The sequence below is a fragment of the Brevundimonas sp. genome (assembly GCF_050729455.1).
GTDB lineage: Bacteria > Pseudomonadota > Alphaproteobacteria > Caulobacterales > Caulobacteraceae > Brevundimonas.
On sequence record NZ_JBOHLI010000062.1, the window covers coordinates 1 to 17,395 of the forward strand.

Sequence of the window (17,395 nt, forward strand, 5' to 3'; positions counted from 1 at the left end):
CGGCAGGGCCGCGCCGTCGCGCACGCGCAGCGTCGGCGACAGGGCTTCGCGCTCGGCGCCGAAGGCCTGGTCGTAGAGCCGCTCCAGCGCGCGGTTGAGCGGGCCGCGCCCCCCGCGCGGGACGGTGGCGTCATAGCCGGCGCCGTCCAGCAGGATGACCCCCGCCAGGTCGGCGGGCGTCAGGCCATGGGCGGCCAGATAGGCGGGATCGGTCGCGATCAGGGCCGCCAGATGGGCGCCGGCCGAGTGGCCCATCAGGATCACGGGGGCGGCGGGGCGGGCGCGGCGGACGGCGGCGACGGCGGCGGCCACGTCCTCGGCCGACTGGCGCGCTGTGACCTGGGGCGCGAGCCGATAGCCGGTCGAGGCCAGGGCCAGGCCATGCCGCCGGGCGTAGTCGGGCAGGGCGTGAACCCCGGTCCGCTCGCCATGGGCCCAGCCGCCGCCGTGCACGAACAGCAGGACCGGCGACCCGTCCGGGCCGGGGTAGAGGTCGCAGACCTGTAGCGGGTCAGGCCCGAATCCGAGGGCCTCGACGCCGGGCTCGGCCGCCAGGGCGGGGGCGCCGACCATCAGCGTCAGGCCGGAGGCGGCGATCAGAAATCCTCGGCGATCCAGGTGCGGCATGGCCTATTCCCCTTCTTCAGCTTTCACGTCGGGCCCGCGCCTTCCGGCGTCACCAGTCGGGGCTGGCTCCGGCGCCGTTGAAAATCTCGGCCAGGCGGTCGCGGGTGGCGCGGGTCGTATCCTCGGGCAGGGCGTCGGGGTGGAACCAGCCGATCTCGGCGATTTCGCCGTGGCTGGTGCGCTCGGTCATGTCGAAGGCGTCGATGGCGAAGACCAGGACGTGATCGCCCTTGAAGAAGCGCTCGTTGGAATGAGCCGAGATCAGGCGCGGCTCGGCCTTGGCGATCAGTCCGGCCTCCTCGCGCAGTTCGCGGATCACGGCCTGATGGGTTGTTTCGCCCCGGTCCACCCCGCCGCCGGGAAGCCACCAGCCGTGCAGATAGGTGTGCTTGACCAGCAGCACGCGGCCCTCGCCGTCCACCGCCACCCCGCGCACGCCCAGGGTCATGCCCCGGCTCATCCGCGAGACGGCGAAGAAGAGCGGCCGGGTGAAGGGCTCGATTCGGGTGCGCCAGGTGGTCATGGAGCGACGATAGGCTGTGGCGGGGCGGCTTGAACAGTCGCGCCTGTGCCTCTATTCGGACCTCTGAACAGGAGCCTTCCCATGCTGGCCATCGCCATCATCTTCGCCTTCATCGCCGTCATCGCCGCCGTGAACTTCTACGAGTTCGGCCGGGTTGACTGAATCCGCTTCCGGCGCGGGCGGGTTCGACTGGCGCAACGCCGGGGACCATGTCCGCGTCCTGTTGTCGGATGTGGCGGTCGATGTGCGCATCGGCCTGCACCCGTGGGAGCGGCACCCTGAGCGCCCCACGCGGCTGATCGTCAATGTCGAGATGTTCGCCGCCTGGCCGTTGCCAAAGTCTGGGCCGGACGGCGGCTTCATCGATTACGACCGGGTGCGCGAGCATATTTCCGGCTGGCGCGGGCGCGAGCACGTCGAGCTGCTGGAGACCCTGGTCGAGGAACTGATCGGCGTCTGCTTCGCCCTGCCGCCGGTCGAGGCCTGCCGCGTGCGGATCACCAAGCCGCACATCTTCCCCGAGGCCGCCGGTGCGGGCGTGGAAATTTTCCGCCGCAGGCCGGGCTGAATGGGCGACCTTCCGAACAAGGTGGTGCTGATCACCGGGGCCGCGCGGCGCGTCGGCGCCGGGCTGGCGCGGGCGCTGGCCGAGGCGGGATGGGACGTGGCCGTCCATCATCGCGGCGGGGCGGACGAGGCGGCGACGCTGGTCGCCGAACTGACCGGCATGGGCGTGCGAGCGGCGGCTTTCCCGGCGGACCTGAATGAGGCGGGCGAGCGGGACGGCCTGATCGACCGGGTGGTCGGCCATTTCGGGCGGATCGACGCCCTGATCAACAACGCCTCCCTGTTCCGTTATGATACCCTTCAGACCCTGACCGAGGCGTCGTGGGGTGAGCATCTGGCCTCGAACCTGACCGCGCCGGTCTTCCTGATCCGCGACTTCGCCCGGGCGGTCGAGGCGGCGGACGGGCAGGGGGTGGTGGTCAATATTCTGGATCACAAGGTCGATAGTCCGAACCCGGACTTCTTCGCCTATACGGCCGGCAAGGTCGGTCTGGCGGGGCTGACGCGGACCCTGGCCATGGGTCTGGCGCCCCGCATCCGGCTGTGCGGCGTCTCGCCCGGCCTGATCCTGCGCAGCGGCGAGCAGACCGAGGCCGAGTATCAGGCCGCCTGGCGCGACACGCCGCTGGGGCGCGGCGCCTCGCTGGAGGACGTGGCCCGCACGGTGCGCTTCATCCTCGAGACGCCCAGCCTGACGGGCCAGAACCTGACCATCGACGGGGGCGAGACCCTGATCGGGCGGGGTCGGGACGTGGCCTTCGACGGGATTCCCGTTCCCTGAACGCGCCTTTACTTCGCCGTCGTCCCGGTGTTGATGCGCGAACCCTTCGCGGCGCCTATATGGGGCGACTGCGTTTTCGGATCTGTTGCCCCTGATGCCTGCCGTCCAGTTCACCCGCCGCTTCTCGATGGCGCACCGGCTGATCGCCGATGCGGGGTCGAAGTGCGCCGTGCCGCACGGGCACAACGAGTTCGTGAAAGTGACGCTGGAGCCGACCGCCGAGATCGCCTTCGGCCAGTCGAACCACGCCGCCTCGTTCGAGACCCTGAAGCGGCGCTGGCACGGCTTCGTCGACCGCAGCCTGGACCACGCCTTCCAGCTGAACCGCGCCGACCCGCTGCTGGACTGGTTCCAGAGCCATGAGCCGCAGCGGCTGAACCAGGTCCTGACCATCGACGGCGATCCGACTACCGAGGCCCTGGTCATCGCGCTTTGGCGGAAATTGGAAGCCATCCTCAAGGCCGAGGGCCTGCCCTTCCGCCTGGCCGAACTGGCCATCGAGGAGACGCCGACCAATACCGTCCTGACGCGCGGCCTGACCGAGGCCGAGCGGGCGTGGAAGCTGGGCGATTGGTGCGACCGGGCCGATTTCAGCATCAACGACATCCTGCCGCCGGAGACCTGGTCGTGAGCGCCGTCGTCACTCCTTTCACGGCGTCCGAGCCGCGCCGTCTGGGCCTGACCGTGCTGGTGCGCGGTCTGGAGGTTCAGGCCGCCATCGGCGTTCACGCCCACGAGCACGGCCGGCTGCAGCCCCTGTTCGTGGATGTCGAACTGGACCTGGGCGCCGCCCCGATCCGCAGCCTGTCCGACACCCTGGACTATGAGGGCGTGGCCCGGATCGCCCGCGAGCTGGCGGGCGGCGAGCACATCGCCCTGGTCGAGACCTTCGCCGAACGGGTGGCCCTGGCCTGTCTCGAGGATGCGCGCGTCCTGGCGGTCAAGGTGCGGGTCGAAAAGCCCGGCGCCATTCCCGGCGCGGCGGCGGCCGGCTGCGAAGTCGCCTATTCGCGCTGAGCCCGGTTGCGCGGGGCCGTTCGCCCCGCCATTGTCGCGCCCTTGCAAGAGGTTCCGATGATCCAGTCCGGTTACAGCAGCAGCGAGGCGTCCGCCGGCGATCTGAGCGGTCTTTACGCGGGCTATGCGCTGATCCTGTTCGCGGTGCCGACCTTCGGCGTGGCGGCGGCGATCGGCCTGCTGCGGGTCTGGCGGAAAGAGCCGCCGACCGATCCCCTCGCGCGCAGCCATTTCATCTTCCAGCAGCGGACGTTGATGGCCGCGACAGCCTCGGTCGTGGCCGGGGCACTGCTGATCGTCATCAACGTCGGCGTCTTCGTCCTGTTCGTCATGGCGGTGTGGAGCATCGTGCGCGGCGCCCTGGGGCTGAAGGCCTTGCTGGAAGGCCGGCCGATCGAACGTCCCGAACGCCTCTTTTACTGAAAGGCCCGCCTCCATGACCGATCAGAACGGAACCTCGGTCCAGCCCGCCGCCGGGCGCGACGGCGCGGTGGTGGCGTGGATCCTCTATATCCTGTCGATTCCCAGCGCGAACGTGCTGGTGCTGGTCGGGCTGGTGCTGGCCTACGTCAACCGCGGGAGCGCGACGGGGCTGGCGGCCCAGCACGTCGAGGCCCAGATCAGCCTGTTCTGGTCCGTCTTCTGGGTCAGCGTCGTGCTGTGGGGGCTGATCGCGGTCAGCGCCGTGGCCTCGGTGGTGCTGATCGGCATTCCCTTCCTGTTCCTGTTCGGCCTTCTTTTGCTGCTGGTGTCGATCTGGTTCACGGTGAAAAGCGTTCTGGGTCTGCTGGCCCTGCTCAACGACCGGCCGGCCTGATCTGAGGAGTCTTCCGTGACCGCCTTCCGCGACCAGCCCGCCGACCGCCGCTTCCAGCAGGAGTTCGCCGACGCGGACGGGGTCGAGCATCCCGTCTGGGCCGAGTATGCGGTGCGCGGCCACGCCCGCGTCATCCTGCACGTCGAGGCGCATCCGGCCCTGCGCGGCCATGGCGCGGCGGGGCGGTTCATGCAGGCGATGGCCGAGCACGCGCGGGCCGAGAAGCTGACCCTGATCCCACATTGCAGCTATGCGCTGGTCTGGTTGAAGCGCCATCCCGAGTACGCAGACATTCTGGGCTAGGCCGCGGTCGTCGGCCCTTCGGGACCTCCCGACCCGACCCGACGCGGCCTGGCGCTTCGCGCACGCTCAAGCTGTCAGGCGGGATAAGCGCTCAGGCAGCGAGGCTCCGCGAGCCGAGCGGGAGCGCCCAATCTGCGCTCAAGCAGCGAGCGACCGCGTCGCTCGCGTTAGCGCCCTTCAAGCCATCAAGGATGGCTCTTGGCGATGATGGCCTTCATGGTCTCGGCCTTGGCGGGCAGGTCCTGGACCAGGCGGTGGGCCAGTTCGCGGGCGCCGACGGGATAGGCGTCGCCGCCCTCGGCGATCTCCTTGGCCATTTCCGAAGCCCTGAGCAGGACCTCCTCCAGCGCCTCGACCTGTTCGAGCGCCAGGGCGCGCGCTTCGGCCTGCAAACGTTTGACGCGTTCGGCGGTGGTCTCTGGCGCACGCATCAGGTCATAGACCTCGGCCTCGGAGGGGGAGACCACCCGCAGGTTGGGACGGTCATCGGATTCTGGACTGTTCGATTTCGACATGATGCACCCTTCGACACGACAATGCCGCAATTTCCGAGCCGTTCCCTCAAACATGTGAGGAAGGCGCCGTGTTTTGCGCCCCTGTGGCGCCCGTGCATCAGGGCGGCGGAGGCGAGGGCCGGCGGGGCGCATCCTTCCCTTCTCCCTGAAGGGGGAAGGATAGAGATCCCTACCGCCCCTTCCTGAACGCCTCCGCCTTTTCGGCCGCGGCCTCCTTGCGCCAGCGTTTGGGGGCGGACTTGTCGACGTCTTCGCCGGCGGCGGTGAGGGCTTCGTTGGCGAATTCGAGGTCGAGGAGCTTCATGCGCTTGATCTCGTCGCGCAGACGGGCGGCTTCCTCGAACTCGAGGTTGGCGGCGGCGTCGCGCATGCGGCCTTCGAGGTCCTTGAGGGCGGCCTGGAAGTTGGAGCCGAGGAAGGGCTTGGCGGCCTCGGCGACGCCGGGGCGGGTCAGCTGGTCGAGGTCGCGCGACTCGTAGGGGCTGTCGAGGATGTCCTTGATGTCGCGCTTGACGCTTTCGGGCGTGATGCCGTGTTCGAGGTTGTAGGCCTGCTGCTTATCGCGGCGGCGGTTGGTCTCGGCGATGGCGCGCTCCATCGAGCCGGTCATCTTGTCGGCGTAGAGGATGACGCGGCCGTCGACGTTGCGCGCTGCCCGACCGATGGTCTGGATCAGGGAGGTTTCCGAACGCAGGAAGCCCTCCTTGTCCGCGTCGAGAATGGCGACCAGACCGCACTCGGGGATGTCGAGGCCCTCGCGCAGCAGGTTGATGCCGATCAGGACGTCGAAGGCGCCCAGGCGCAGGTCGCGCAGGATCTCGATGCGCTCCAGGGTGTCGACGTCGGAGTGCATGTAGCGGACGCGCACCCCTTGCTCGTGCATGTATTCGGTCAGGTCCTCGGCCATCTTCTTGGTCAGGGTGGTGACCAGGGAGCGGTAGCCCGCGCGGGAGGTGGCCTTGACCTCGTCGATGACGTCGTCGACCTGGTTGCGGGCGGCGCCGGAGACGGGGCGGATCTCGACCGGGGGGTCGATCAGGCCGGTGGGGCGGATGACCTGTTCCACGAAGACGCCGCCGGTGCGCTCCAGCTCCCAGGCGCCGGGGGTGGCCGAGACGAAGACCGACTGGGGCCGCATGGCGTCCCATTCCTCGAACTTCAGCGGGCGGTTGTCGATGGCGGAGGGCAGGCGGAAGCCGTACTCGGCCAGGGTGGATTTACGGCTGTAGTCGCCTTTGAACATGGCGCCGATCTGGCCCACGGTGACGTGGCTCTCGTCCACGAAGAGCAGGGCGTTGTCGGGGATGTATTCGAAGAAGGTGGGCGGGGGCTCGCCCGGCGCGCGGCCGGTCAGCCAGCGGCTGTAGTTCTCGATGCCGGCGCAGGCGCCGGTGGCCTCCATCATCTCCAGGTCGAAGCGGACGCGCTGCTCCAGCCGCTGGGCCTCCAGCAGCTTGCCGTTCTCGTTCATCCAGGCGAGCGTCTCCTTCAGCTCCTCCTTGATGCCGGTGATGGCCTGGTTCAGCGACGGGCGCGGGGTGACGTAGTGGCTGGCGGCGTAGACGGTGACTTCGTCCAGCTCGGCGGTCTTCTTGCCGGTCAGGGGGTCGAACTCCTGGATCGACTCCAGCTCGTCGCCGAACAGCTGGATGCGCCAGGCGCGGTCTTCCATGTGGACGGGGAAGATCTCCAGCACGTCGCCGCGCTTGCGGAACATGCCGCGCTCGAAGTTCAGGTCGTTGCGCTTGTACTGCAGGGCGATCAGGTCGGCGCGCAGCTTGGCCTCGTCGATCGTGTCGCCGACCTTCAGGGTGAAGGTCATGGCGGTGTAGGTTTCGACCGAGCCGATGCCGTAGATGCAGCTGACCGAGGCGACCACGATGACGTCGTCGCGCTCCAGGATCGCGCGGGTGGCGGCGTGGCGCATCCGGTCGATCTGCTCGTTAATCGACGAGTCCTTCTCGATGTAGGTGTCGGTGCGCGGGACGTAGGCCTCGGGCTGGTAGTAGTCGTAGTAGCTGACGAAATACTCGACCGCGTTGTCGGGGAAGAAGGCCTTGAACTCGGAATAGAGCTGGGCGGCGAGCGTCTTGTTGTGGGCCAGGATCAGGGCCGGGCGCTGGGTCTGTTCGATGACCTTGGCCATGGTGAAGGTCTTGCCCGAGCCGGTGACGCCCAGCAGAACCTGATCACACTCGCCGGCCTGGGCCATGGCCGACAGTTCGGCGATGGCGGCGGGCTGGTCGCCGGCGGGGGTGTATTTCGTCTCCAGCCGGAAGCGGCCGCCCTTCTTCGCGCCCTCGCGCGAGGGGCGGTGCGGCACCCAGTCGGCCGGGGCGGCGGGCGGCGTCTCGGGCGTCAGGCGCGGGCCGGTGACGGGGGCGAACATCGGCATGGCCTTGCCGCCACGACCGCGCGGCGCGTCCTGGACGAAGGGCGCGGCCATCTCCTGCATGCCGGCGCTCTGGCCGGGCACGTGAACGGGCTTGGGCGACGGTGTCGAGGGAGAACGAGCCATGAACGCCAAGGTAGTGCGCGCGGGCGGATGACGCCATAGGGGCGACGATTGCGGCAGCCGGGCGCGGTCGGCCGCGCCTTCGCCCCGATGCGGCTCAAGCCTCGCCTTATTCGCGCCGTATAGCGCCACAATATGGGCAAGAAATGACTATTTCTCGCCATAAATGGACGAATTTTGGTGAAAAACGGGTTCATTGGCGTCAAAAATGACGCGGTTTTTCGCCGAACGCCGCTTTATAGCAATATTTTGGTTGCCCTCATGTGGCGCTTTGCCTAGCCGTCGAGGCAACCAAGAAACGTAGAGTCGAACATTGGTATCCGAGCGGCGTTCGCGTGACGCCGTGTCAGTTATTAAATATTCACAGGTACACAGAGGCATATGAGCACTCGTAAAGACTACCTGCTGGGCACGACGATGGTGGCCGGCGCCGCCGCACTGTCGTTGACCCTGCTCGCACCGGGAGCCGCGTTCGCACAGGACGCCACGAAGACCGACCAGGAAGCCACTTCGGTTGACGAAATCGTCGTCGTCGGCTCGCGCATTCGTCGCGACAACTACAACGCCCCGTCGCCGACCCAGGTCGTGACGCGCGAAGAAGCGACGCTGCAAGGCTTCGCCTCGACCACGGAAGCCCTGCAGAGCACGGCCGTCACGGGCGGCACCTCGCAGATCAACAATTCCTACGGCGGCTACGTCACCAACGGCGGCCCCGGCGCCAACACCATCGGCCTGCGCGGCATGGGCCCCAGCCGCACCCTGGTGCTGCTGAACGGCCGTCGCGTTTCGCCGGCCGGTTCGCGCGGTTCGGTCGGCGCGGCCGACCTGAACGTGCTGCCGACCTCGATGATCGATCGCGTCGAAGTCCTGCGCGACGGCGCCTCGTCGGTGTACGGCTCGGACGCCGTGGCCGGCGTGGTCAACATCCAGACCCGCAAGAACTTCGAGGGCCTGACCTTCGAAGCTCAAAGCAACCTGCCGCTGGAAGCCAACGGCAACGGCGGTTCGACTCGTCTGTCGCTGACGGCCGGCGCCCGTGGCGACCGCTGGCGCGCCTCCGGTTCGCTCGAGCGCTATGAGCGTGACGAGCTGACCCTGCGCGACCGTGAGTTCACGCGTTGCCAGACGGACGGCTTCCGCAACAACAAGGACTACATCGACCCGCTGACCGGCCAGTCGAAGTGCTATCCGCTGACCACGACCGGCTCGAACGGCGTGACGATCAACACGATCGGCACGAACAGCATCGCCGGCGTCGGCGCTGCGGGCACGGTGGGCTCCAGCTTCAACCGTTGGCGTCCGAACTCGGGCGTGACCTCGGGCCTCATCGGCTTTGAAGGCGTCGGCGGCGGCGCCAACAACGTCAACGTTCGCGACACTTTCGAAGACCGGATGCTGAACGAGTCGCTGATCTCGCCGGTCGACATCACGACCATCTACGGCGAGGCCGGCTACCAGCTGAACGCCCTGGGCAACGCCGAAGTCTATGGCGAAGTCCTGTTCAACCAGCGCAAGTCGTCGCAGACCGGCTACCGTCAGCTGGCCCTGGACTACGCCAAGGGCAGCCCGCTGATCCCGACCAACCTGCAAGGCAGCACCGCCTTCGCCGACCAGGGCCTGAACAAGGGCCAGGCCGTCGGCGTGCGCGCCTTCATCGGCTTCGGCAACGACCACGCCGAGCAGGAAGTGGACTTCAGCCGCTACGTCGCGGGCGTGAAGGGCGACTTCTTCATCCCGGAATGGCGCTATGACGCCGCCCTGAGCTACTCGCGCTCGCGTTCGGAATACACCAGCGAACAGTTCCTGACGAACCGCCTGATCGAAAGCCTGGACGTCGTCCAGGTCTCGCCGGGCAAGTTCGTTTGCGCCCAGCTGGCCACGAACCCGGGTTGCGTCGCCGCTCCGGCTCTGACGACGCAAACCATCGGCGGCCAACTGCCGAAGGAATGGGTCGACTATGTCTTCCGTCCGGTCACCGGCACCACCGAGTTCACCGAAATGGTGGCCAGCTTCGGCATCGACGGTCCGCTGTTCGACCTGCCGGCCGGCAAGGTCATGGGCTTCTTCGGCGCCGAATACCGCAAGTCGGAAATCGACGACACGCCGGGCCTCGATTCGCAGACGGGCAACACCTACAACTTCTCGACCTCGGCCATCACCCGTGGTTCGGACTCGGTGTGGGAAGCCTTCGGCGAGATCGAAGCGCCGCTGCTGGCTGACAAGCCGTTCGCCAAGGAACTGACGCTGAACGCCTCGTTCCGCTACACGGACTATGAGTCGTACGGCGACGACACGACCTACAAGGTCGGCCTGGTCTATCAGCCGATCGACGGCGTGACCTTCCGCGGCACCTACGGCACCTCCTACCGCGCCCCGGCGCTGTTCGAGCAGTTCGTCGGCGCCACGACCGGCTTCCTGTCGAACACCAACGACCGCTGCAACAACTACGGCGCGCCGGGCGTGAACCCGAACCGCGTCGCCAACTGCACGGCCGAAGGCCTGGCCGGCGACTTCCAGTCGACCACCAGCGTCAAGGTGATCACCGCGGGCGGCGCCGACGCCGGCCTGGCGGCTGAAACCTCGACCAACATGACGATCGGCCTGGTTCTGCAGCCGACCCTGCCTGCCGGCTGGGGCGACCTGGCCTTCGCCGTCGACTACTACGAGATCGAAGTCGAGAACGGCGTGTCGCGCACGGGCGCCGGTCAGATCCTGACCCGCTGCTACGACTCGAACCCGGGCGACTTCGCCGCCGACGTCGGCTTCTGCCGTCTGGTCGAACGCGATGCGGCCAACAACCAGCTGACCGTCCACGACAGCTACGTCAACCTGGCCACCGACAACGTCAAGGGTCTCGACTACACCCTGCGTTACCGCAAGGACGTCGGCCCGGGCACGGCGCTGTTCAACCTGGGCGTCACCCAGTACACGGAAATCTCGAGCAAGCTGTTCGCGGAAGATCCGCTGGAAGACGTCAAGGGCCTGGTCAACAACCCGGAGTTCACCGGGACGGCTGACGTGTCCTACGCCTGGGACAAGTGGCGCGTGCGCTACGGCGTCGAGTGGATCCAGGGCATGGACAGCTACGCCTACTACGGCGAAGATCCGGCCACGAGCCAGTACGACCTCGAAGTCGGCGACTACTTCCAGCACAACACCTCGGTGCAATACACGGGTGAAGGCTGGACGGTGACGGCCGGCGTTCGCAACCTGCTGAACGAAGATCCGCCGGTGGTCTCGGCCGGCGTGCACAACCGGGTCGGCAACGCCCCGCTGTACTCGGGCTACGACTACCTGGGCCGCACGGCCTTCGTGAACCTCACGAAGTCCTTCTAAGGTCCGACCTGATTTCAGGTTGAGGAGAGGGCGGCGGACTTCGGTCCGCCGCCCTTTCTGTTTGGCTGAATTCACGTTGAATGTTGGTGGTCCCTGCGCCCTTCCCCCTCGATGGGGGAGGGCTCTGTGTCGTGCATCGCCAACACTCAACGTGAATTCAGCATTCTGTTTCGGGGGCGCGTTCAGGCGGGTCGCGCTCGGCGTCTGCCCGCAAATTGCACAGCCCCTGGGAAGCGATCCCGGGGGCTGGCGGTCGAGCGACGCTGCGGGTCGGCGCGGCTATTCCTCGTAAGGAACGGCGCCTTGGGCGACGGGGGCGGCGGCGGGGTGGTCGCCGGCCAGCCGGTGCTGGCCGGCGAAGGCCTTGCGGATGCGGCGGCGGCCCCATCCGGCGATGTCGTCGACGATGGTGAAGATGGCCGGGATGTAGAGCAGGGACAGGAAGGTCGAGGAGATCAGGCCGCCCAGGACCGCGATGGCCATGGGCGAGCGGAACTCGACGTCGGCGCCGACGCCCATGGCCACGGGCACCATGCCCGCCCCCATGGCGAAGGTGGTCATCAGGATCGGCCGCGCCCGCTTGTGGGCGGCGTCCAGAAGCGCCTCGGTCCGGCTCATCCCGCCCTTCTCGGCCATGATGACGTAGTCGACCAGAAGGATAGAGTTCTTGGCCGCGATGCCCATCAGCATCAGCACCCCGATCAGCGACGAGATCGAGAAGCTGGAGCCGCCGATCAGCAGGGCCACGAAGGCGCCGCCGATGGCCAGGGGCAGGGCCGCCATGATGGTGATCGGATAGGCGAAGCTTTTGAACAGCAGCACCAGGACCGCATACATGAGCAGGATGCCGGTGCCGAAGGCGATGGCGAAGCCGGTGATCATCTCCTGGATGAACTCCTGATCGCCGGCCGGAACCTGACGGACGCCTTCGGGCAGCTTGGCGACCGAGGGCAGCTTCTGCACCCGCGTGGCGGCGTCGCCGGTGCGGATGCCGTCCAGCTCCGCCGTGATCGAGGCGATGCGCGAGCGGTCCTGGCGGCTGACAGTGGCGGGGCCGGCGCCGAACTCGATGTCGGCCACGGCGCTCAGCGGCACGGCGGCGCCCGAGGCGGTGGGCACGCGCAGGGTCTCCAGCACGTTCAGGTCCTCGCGGGCCTGTTCGGTCAGCTGCAGCCGGATCGGCACCTGACGGTCGCCGAGGTTGTATTTCGGCAGGTTCTGATCGACGTCGCCGAGGGTGGCGACGCGCACGGCCTGGGAGATGGTCCCGGTCGAGACGCCGGCCAGGGCCGCCTCGTCAGGGCGCGGCGTGACCAGGATTTCCGGGCGGGCGATGGCGGCCGTGTTGACCACATTGGCCAGGCCGGGGACGCCGCGCATCTCCTCCTCGACCTTGCGGGCCGCGGCGTTCAGGGCGGCCGGATTGTCGCCCAGGATGGCGAAGGTGTAGCGGGTGCCGTCGCTGGGGCCGCCGCCCTGCTGGGCGATGCCGGCGCTGATGCGGGCCCCGGGAATGGTCTTCATCTGGTCGACCATTTCGCGCGAGAAGGCCTGCTGGCTCAGCTTGCGCTCGCCCTTCTTGACCATGTCGGCGTAGACATTGGCCTGATTGACCTCCTGGCCGCCGATGGCGGCGTAAACCGACGTCACCTCGGGCCGGGCCTGAAGCGCGCGGGTCACGCGCTGAACCACGGCGTCGGTCTCGCGCAGGGTGGCGCCCGGCGGCAGTTCGATCTGGAAGGCGGCGCGCGACTGGTCGCCGGAGGGGCTGAACTCGAACGGCAGTCTGGAGGCGACGACGCCGGAGCCGACGAAGACGGCTATGCCCAGGGCGAACACCTTCCAACGGTTGCCCAGGCACCAGCGCAGGGCCCGCAGATAGCCGGGCATCCAGATCGGGTCCTTGTCCTCGTGCTTGGTGTGCTTCAGCAGATAGGCGGCCATCAGGGGCGTCAGCGTCCGCGCCACGATCAGCGAGAAGGCCACCGAGACGCAGGCCGCCAGGGCGAAGGCCTTGAAGAACTGGCCGATGATGCCGGGCATGAAGCCGACGGGGGCGAAGACGGCGATGATGGTCGAGGTGGTGGCCACGACCGCCAGGCCGATCTCGTCGGCCGCCTCCATCGAGGCGGCGTAGGGCGTCTTTCCATCGCGCATATGGCGCACGATGTTCTCGATCTCGACGATGGCGTCGTCGACCAGAATGCCGATGGTCAGCGACAGGGCCAGCAGGGTGACGACGTTCAGCGACTGGTCCATAGGGCCCAGGATGGCGAAGGCCGGGATCAGCGACATCGGCATGGCCGTCGCCGCGATCAGGGTCGCCCGCCAGTCGCGCAGGAAGATGAAGACCACGATCACCGCCAGGACGGCGCCCAGGACCAGGGCCTCGATCGAGGCGATGTAGCTTTCCTCGATATACTGGACGCTGGAGGTGACCTGTTCGATGGTCAGTTCGGGGTGGGCCTCGTCGATCTTGGCCACCTCGGCGCGGACCTTCTCGGCCACCTTGACCTCGCTGGCCTCGCGCGAGCGCAGGAAGTTGAAGGTGACGGCTTCCTGGCCGTTGTAGCGGGCCAGACGGCGCGGCTCGGTCCACTTGTCCTCGACCACGCCCAGATCGCCCAGGCGCACGCTGCGGCCGTCGCCCAGGGGCACCAGGGTCTGACGCAGCTGCTCGACCGAACCGGCCGAGCCCAGGGTGCGGATGGCGCGCTCCGAACCGGCCACGGTGACGCGGCCCCCCGGCAGGTCGGAGTTGACGCTGGTCAGGGCCTGGCTGACCGCGGCCGCCGTCACGCCATAGGCGCCCAGGCGATCGGGATCCAGCTCGACGCGGATCTCGCGATCCACGCCGCCCGAACGGTTGACCTCGCCCACCCCGCCCAGCGCCAGCAGGGCGCGGCTCATCTCATTGTCGATGAACCAGCTGATCTGCTCCGGCGTCATGGTCGGCGAGCGGACCACATAGGTGATCAGGGCGTCGCCGGTGATGTCGATGCGCTGGACCGTCGGCTCCTGCATATCCTGGGGCAGGGTGGCGCGCACGCCGCTCATGGCGTTGCGCACGTCGTTGGTGGCGCGCTCGGTGTCGGTGCCCAGCTCGAACTCGATCGTGGTCGAGGAGACCCCGTCCGAGATGTTGGAATAGATGTGGCGCACGCCCGACAGGCCGGCGATCGAATCCTCGATCGGGCGGGTGACCTGCACCTCCATCTCGCTCGGCGCGGCGCCCGGACGGGCGGCGGTGACGGCGACCAGGGGGAAGTCGATGTCGGGGTTGTTGTTGATCCGCATCCCCATGAAGCCGATCACGCCGCTGATCGTCAGCAGGACGAACAGCAGGATGATGGGGATGGGGTTCTTGATGGCCCAGGACGAGATGTTGTTCATGGCCGGGGCCTACTTCCGGGCCGGAGCGGCGGGCGTCGCGGCGGCGGGAGCGGCCTGGCCGTTGGAGACCGTGACCTTGTCGCCGTCGCTCAGGAAGCCGGCGCCCTGGACCACGACGCGCACGCCGGGCTCGACGCCGCTGACCGAGGTCTGGTCGTCGCGCCGCGACAGGACCGTCACCGGGCGGAAACGGGCCGAGGCGTCGGCGTTCAGCACGAAGACCCCCGCCTGGTTGTTGCGATAGAGGACCGAGGCGGTCGGCACCACGGTCGCCGGCTGGGCTCCGGCGTCGATCGAGGCGCGGGCGAACATCCCCGTCTTCAGGCCGCTGCCGGGCGAAAGGGTGATGCGGGCGACGCCGAGGCGGGTCTGGGCGTTGACCTCGGGCGTGACGATGCGGATCGTGCCGCTGGTGGTCCCGCCTTCGTTGGAGGTGACGGTCGCCGTCTGGCCGGCGCGCAGGGCGGGCAGGTCGGTTTCCGGCACCTGGGCGTCCAGCTCCAGCCGGCCGTCGCGGACCATGCGGAACAGTTCGGTTCCGGCCGAGACGATCTGGCCCTTGGTGACGCTGCGGCTGATGATCTGGCCCGAGACCGGGGCCTTGATCTCGCTCTGGGCCAGGCGGGTGCGGGTTTCCGACAGCGCGGCGCGGGCCGAGGCCAGATTGGCGCGGGAGGCGCGCTGGTCGGCCAGGGCGCCGTCGAGCGAGGCCTGGCTGAGGAAGCCGCGCTCTTTCAGCTCCTGGGCGCGGGCGAGGGCGGCGTCGTCGCGGGCGGCGTTGGCCTCGGCGGTCTGGACCCCCGCCTGCTGCTGGCGCAGCTGGGCCTGAAGCACGGCGTCGTTCAGCTTGACCAGGGTCTGGCCCTGGCGGACGTAGGAGCCTTCATCGACATAGACGCCGACGGCGGTCAGGCCGCCCGTCTCGGCGCCGACCGGCACTTCTTCCCAGGCCGAGACCGTGCCCGAGGCGACGATGACGCGGGGCAGGGCGACCGAGGTCGCGGTCGCCACACTGACGGTCTGGCGCGAGGCGCCGGCGGGCTTGTCGCCGCCCTCCGCCTTCTTGTCGTCGCCATGCCCGCCGCAAGCGGACAGGGTCAGGGCGGCGGCCGCGGCCAGCAATAGGGCCGGGGCGGCGCCCGGAATACGAAGGGTGTTCGCCACGTGCGAGGATCCTTGAAGGGTCGGTGCAGGGAGGGCGCGGACCTTCTGTCCGGCGCCGGACGCGAGTTTGATAGCCACGCTTCATAGCGTTTCAGCGAAGCCTTCTCAAACCTCGCACACCAGCATTACCGCGAAGTAATCCCCGTCGCCGCGCTCCTGGATCAGGGGCGATCGCGTTCCGGCAGGGCGGCGACCTCGGCCTCGCTCAGCCGCTTGACGATCCGCACGCGGCAGGGCGTGATCGGGGGCGTGGCGCCGGAGGGCACGACCTGGGTCCAGTCGCCGGTGCAAAGCCGGACCAGTCCTCCTTGAGGCAGGAAGCCCAGGGCCATGGCGTTGTCCAGGTCGCGACAGTAACCGGCCGCCTGCATCTCGAACACGGCCTTGCCCGTGCCCCGCACGTAGATGGTCTGGGACGAGGCGTTCACGCGGAAGCTCTGGATATCGCTCTGGAACAGGCACTGGCGGCCGGGCGCGGCCGACGCCGTTGGCTCGGTCGAGGCGGTCGGGGCGCATCCGGCCAGGGCGACGGCGCCGGCGGCGGCGACCAGGAAGGAGGGGGCAAGGCGCGACATGGGGAGACTCCGTGAAAGCGTTGCAGCCGTCATAAGGGCGGGATGATGAACCTTGGCTGTCTAAGCGCTCCAACCGGCCGCCGGGTTGCGCTCGCCGGGTGTGAAACGCGCCGGGGACAGGCGTCGCCGGGCCGTGAGCGGCAGGGGAGACGGCGCGCTCAGGATCTGCGCCGCCAGATCCTCGCCCAGCAATGGCGCGACGCAGAAGCCGCGCGAGCCCAGGCCGGTCAGGGCGTAGAGGCCGGGTTCGGCCAGCGGCCCGGAGATCGGCAGGCGGTCAGGCGTGGTGGCGCGCACGGCCTTGCGGGTCTGGACCGCGCCCGCGGCCTCGACCTGGGCGGCCAGACCGGGCAGGGCGGCGGCCAGGGTCGCGAGGTTGCGGGCGGAGGCTTCGGCGTCGGGCGCGAGGTCGGTCTGGCCCCGGTCGTGGGTGGCGCCGAACAGCAGGCCGGTCCCGGTCGGCACGGCGTAGCCGCCCCAGGCGACGGGCGCCGTCGTCGGGCCCTCGACCCAGTCGGCCTGACCGGCGACGGGGGCCAGGGGGAGGTCGGGGGCGAGGGCGGCGGTTTCCCAACCGGCGGTCAGGACCACGGCGTCGGTGTCGAGGATGCTCTGGCCATCGGCGTCGATCAGGCGCCAGCCGCCGCCTTGAGGCTGGAGCGCCGCGACCCGGGCGGTCAGACGCTCGGCGCCCGCCAGCCAGGGCTCCAGCACCGCTGACGGCCGCAAGGCCAAGGCGCCCTGCATCCGCAGACCGCCGGACCGAACCGGTTCGCCAAGATGGTCGGCGCAGGCGACGGCGTCGAGGCGGCTCATGGCGCCGGCGGGCCACAGGTCTTGCGCCGCCACCTTGTCGAAGCGGGTCGCGTCGCGCGGCGCCTGTTCCAGTTGCAGTACCCCCTCGGCGATCACGGCCTCGGGCAGGGCGCGGTAGAGGTCGCGGGCGCGCTCCAGGGCCTGGGCGTGGAAGCCGGCGATCAGGGCGTCGCCCGCGTCGAGGCGCGGCGTGACCAGGGCGGCGGGAAAGCCCGAGCCGCCCGCGCCGGGGCGGTCGGCCTCGATGACCGTGACGCGGGCGCCGCCGGCGATGAGGGCGCGGGCGACCGAGGCCCCGGCGATCCCGGCCCCGACGATCGCCACATGGGGGGCGACGCGGCGGTCGGTGGGGGCGGCGGGCGCCGGCGAGGGCAGATGCGCCTCCAGCCGCTCGCGCTTCTTGCCGTGGCCGGGCTTCTTCTCGACGACGAAGCCGTGCTCGGCCA

General features: G+C 68.9%; 16 protein-coding genes. 8 read left to right on the top strand and 8 right to left on the bottom strand.

Features of this window, described 5'->3' with window-relative positions; all coding sequences use genetic code 11:
• Together ACREEF_RS13735 and ACREEF_RS13740 are read right to left on the bottom strand one after the other, a co-directional pair.
• Positions 1-627 (bottom strand): alpha/beta hydrolase (locus ACREEF_RS13735; RefSeq protein WP_431566135.1); only part of this gene is annotated, 627 nt, incomplete at its 3' end.
• A 49-nt stretch (positions 628-676) separates the two neighbouring features.
• A complete protein-coding gene (locus ACREEF_RS13740) occupies positions 677-1,150 on the bottom strand; it encodes an NUDIX domain-containing protein (protein ID WP_431566136.1) in 474 nt (157 codons plus the stop codon).
• 154 nt (positions 1,151-1,304) lie between these two features.
• On the opposite strand from ACREEF_RS13740, the gene ACREEF_RS13745 reads away from it, so the two are divergent.
• From ACREEF_RS13745 to ACREEF_RS13775, 7 genes are all read left to right on the top strand, one after another.
• Complete coding sequence (locus ACREEF_RS13745; RefSeq protein WP_431566137.1) at positions 1,305-1,718, top strand: dihydroneopterin aldolase; 414 nt, start codon at positions 1,305-1,307, stop codon at positions 1,716-1,718.
• Positions 1,719-2,498 carry an SDR family oxidoreductase gene (locus ACREEF_RS13750; RefSeq protein ID WP_431566138.1) on the top strand — a complete coding sequence of 260 codons (780 nt, stop codon included), beginning with the start codon at positions 1,719-1,721 and terminating at the stop codon, positions 2,496-2,498. It abuts the gene before it with no gap.
• A 94-nt stretch (positions 2,499-2,592) separates the two neighbouring features.
• Complete coding sequence (locus tag ACREEF_RS13755; protein WP_431566149.1) at positions 2,593-3,129, top strand: 6-pyruvoyl trahydropterin synthase family protein; 537 nt, start codon at positions 2,593-2,595, stop codon at positions 3,127-3,129.
• Complete coding sequence (gene folB, locus ACREEF_RS13760; RefSeq protein ID WP_431566139.1) at positions 3,126-3,515, top strand: dihydroneopterin aldolase; 390 nt, start codon at positions 3,126-3,128, stop codon at positions 3,513-3,515. The genes ACREEF_RS13755 and folB overlap by 4 nt, the downstream gene beginning before the upstream one ends.
• A gap of 57 nt (positions 3,516-3,572) precedes the next feature.
• Positions 3,573-3,938 (top strand): serine/threonine protein kinase, encoded by a 366-nt coding sequence (locus ACREEF_RS13765; protein WP_431566140.1) that lies wholly within the window; start codon positions 3,573-3,575, stop codon positions 3,936-3,938.
• Positions 3,939-3,951: 13 nt separating this feature from the next.
• On the top strand, positions 3,952-4,332 hold the full coding sequence (locus ACREEF_RS13770; RefSeq protein WP_431566141.1) for a hypothetical protein: 381 nt from the start codon (positions 3,952-3,954) through the stop codon (positions 4,330-4,332).
• Between the two features lie 15 nt (positions 4,333-4,347).
• Complete coding sequence (locus ACREEF_RS13775; protein ID WP_431566142.1) at positions 4,348-4,635, top strand: GNAT family N-acetyltransferase; 288 nt, start codon at positions 4,348-4,350, stop codon at positions 4,633-4,635.
• 185 nt (positions 4,636-4,820) lie between these two features.
• Here the strand turns inward: ACREEF_RS13775 and ACREEF_RS13780 are convergent, their stop codons facing one another.
• Together ACREEF_RS13780 and uvrB are read right to left on the bottom strand one after the other, a co-directional pair.
• Positions 4,821-5,150 carry a hypothetical protein gene (locus ACREEF_RS13780; RefSeq protein WP_431566143.1) on the bottom strand — a complete coding sequence of 110 codons (330 nt, stop codon included), beginning with the start codon at positions 5,148-5,150 and terminating at the stop codon, positions 4,821-4,823.
• Between the two features lie 169 nt (positions 5,151-5,319).
• Positions 5,320-7,545, bottom strand: a complete 2,226-nt coding sequence (gene uvrB / locus ACREEF_RS13785) for an excinuclease ABC subunit UvrB (protein ID WP_431566150.1) — start codon at positions 7,543-7,545, stop codon at positions 5,320-5,322.
• 501 nt (positions 7,546-8,046) lie between these two features.
• On the opposite strand from uvrB, the gene ACREEF_RS13790 reads away from it, so the two are divergent.
• The gene (locus ACREEF_RS13790; protein ID WP_431566144.1) at positions 8,047-11,001 is read left to right on the top strand and encodes a TonB-dependent receptor plug domain-containing protein; all 2,955 of its coding nucleotides are present in this window, start codon (positions 8,047-8,049) and stop codon (positions 10,999-11,001) included.
• 279 nt (positions 11,002-11,280) lie between these two features.
• Here ACREEF_RS13790 and ACREEF_RS13795 read toward each other — a convergent pair whose 3' ends face one another.
• From ACREEF_RS13795 to mnmC, 4 genes are all read right to left on the bottom strand, one after another.
• Positions 11,281-14,394, bottom strand: a complete 3,114-nt coding sequence (locus ACREEF_RS13795; protein ID WP_431566145.1) for an efflux RND transporter permease subunit — start codon at positions 14,392-14,394, stop codon at positions 11,281-11,283.
• 9 nt (positions 14,395-14,403) lie between these two features.
• Positions 14,404-15,558 (bottom strand): efflux RND transporter periplasmic adaptor subunit, encoded by a 1,155-nt coding sequence (locus ACREEF_RS13800; RefSeq protein ID WP_431566146.1) that lies wholly within the window; start codon positions 15,556-15,558, stop codon positions 14,404-14,406.
• 161 nt (positions 15,559-15,719) lie between these two features.
• Positions 15,720-16,133, bottom strand: coding sequence for a DUF6491 family protein (locus ACREEF_RS13805; RefSeq protein WP_431566147.1), 414 nt, complete (start codon positions 16,131-16,133; stop codon positions 15,720-15,722).
• 60 nt (positions 16,134-16,193) lie between these two features.
• The coding region (gene mnmC, locus ACREEF_RS13810) for an FAD-dependent 5-carboxymethylaminomethyl-2-thiouridine(34) oxidoreductase MnmC (protein WP_431566148.1) at positions 16,194-17,395 on the bottom strand (1,202 nt) is incomplete at its 5' end.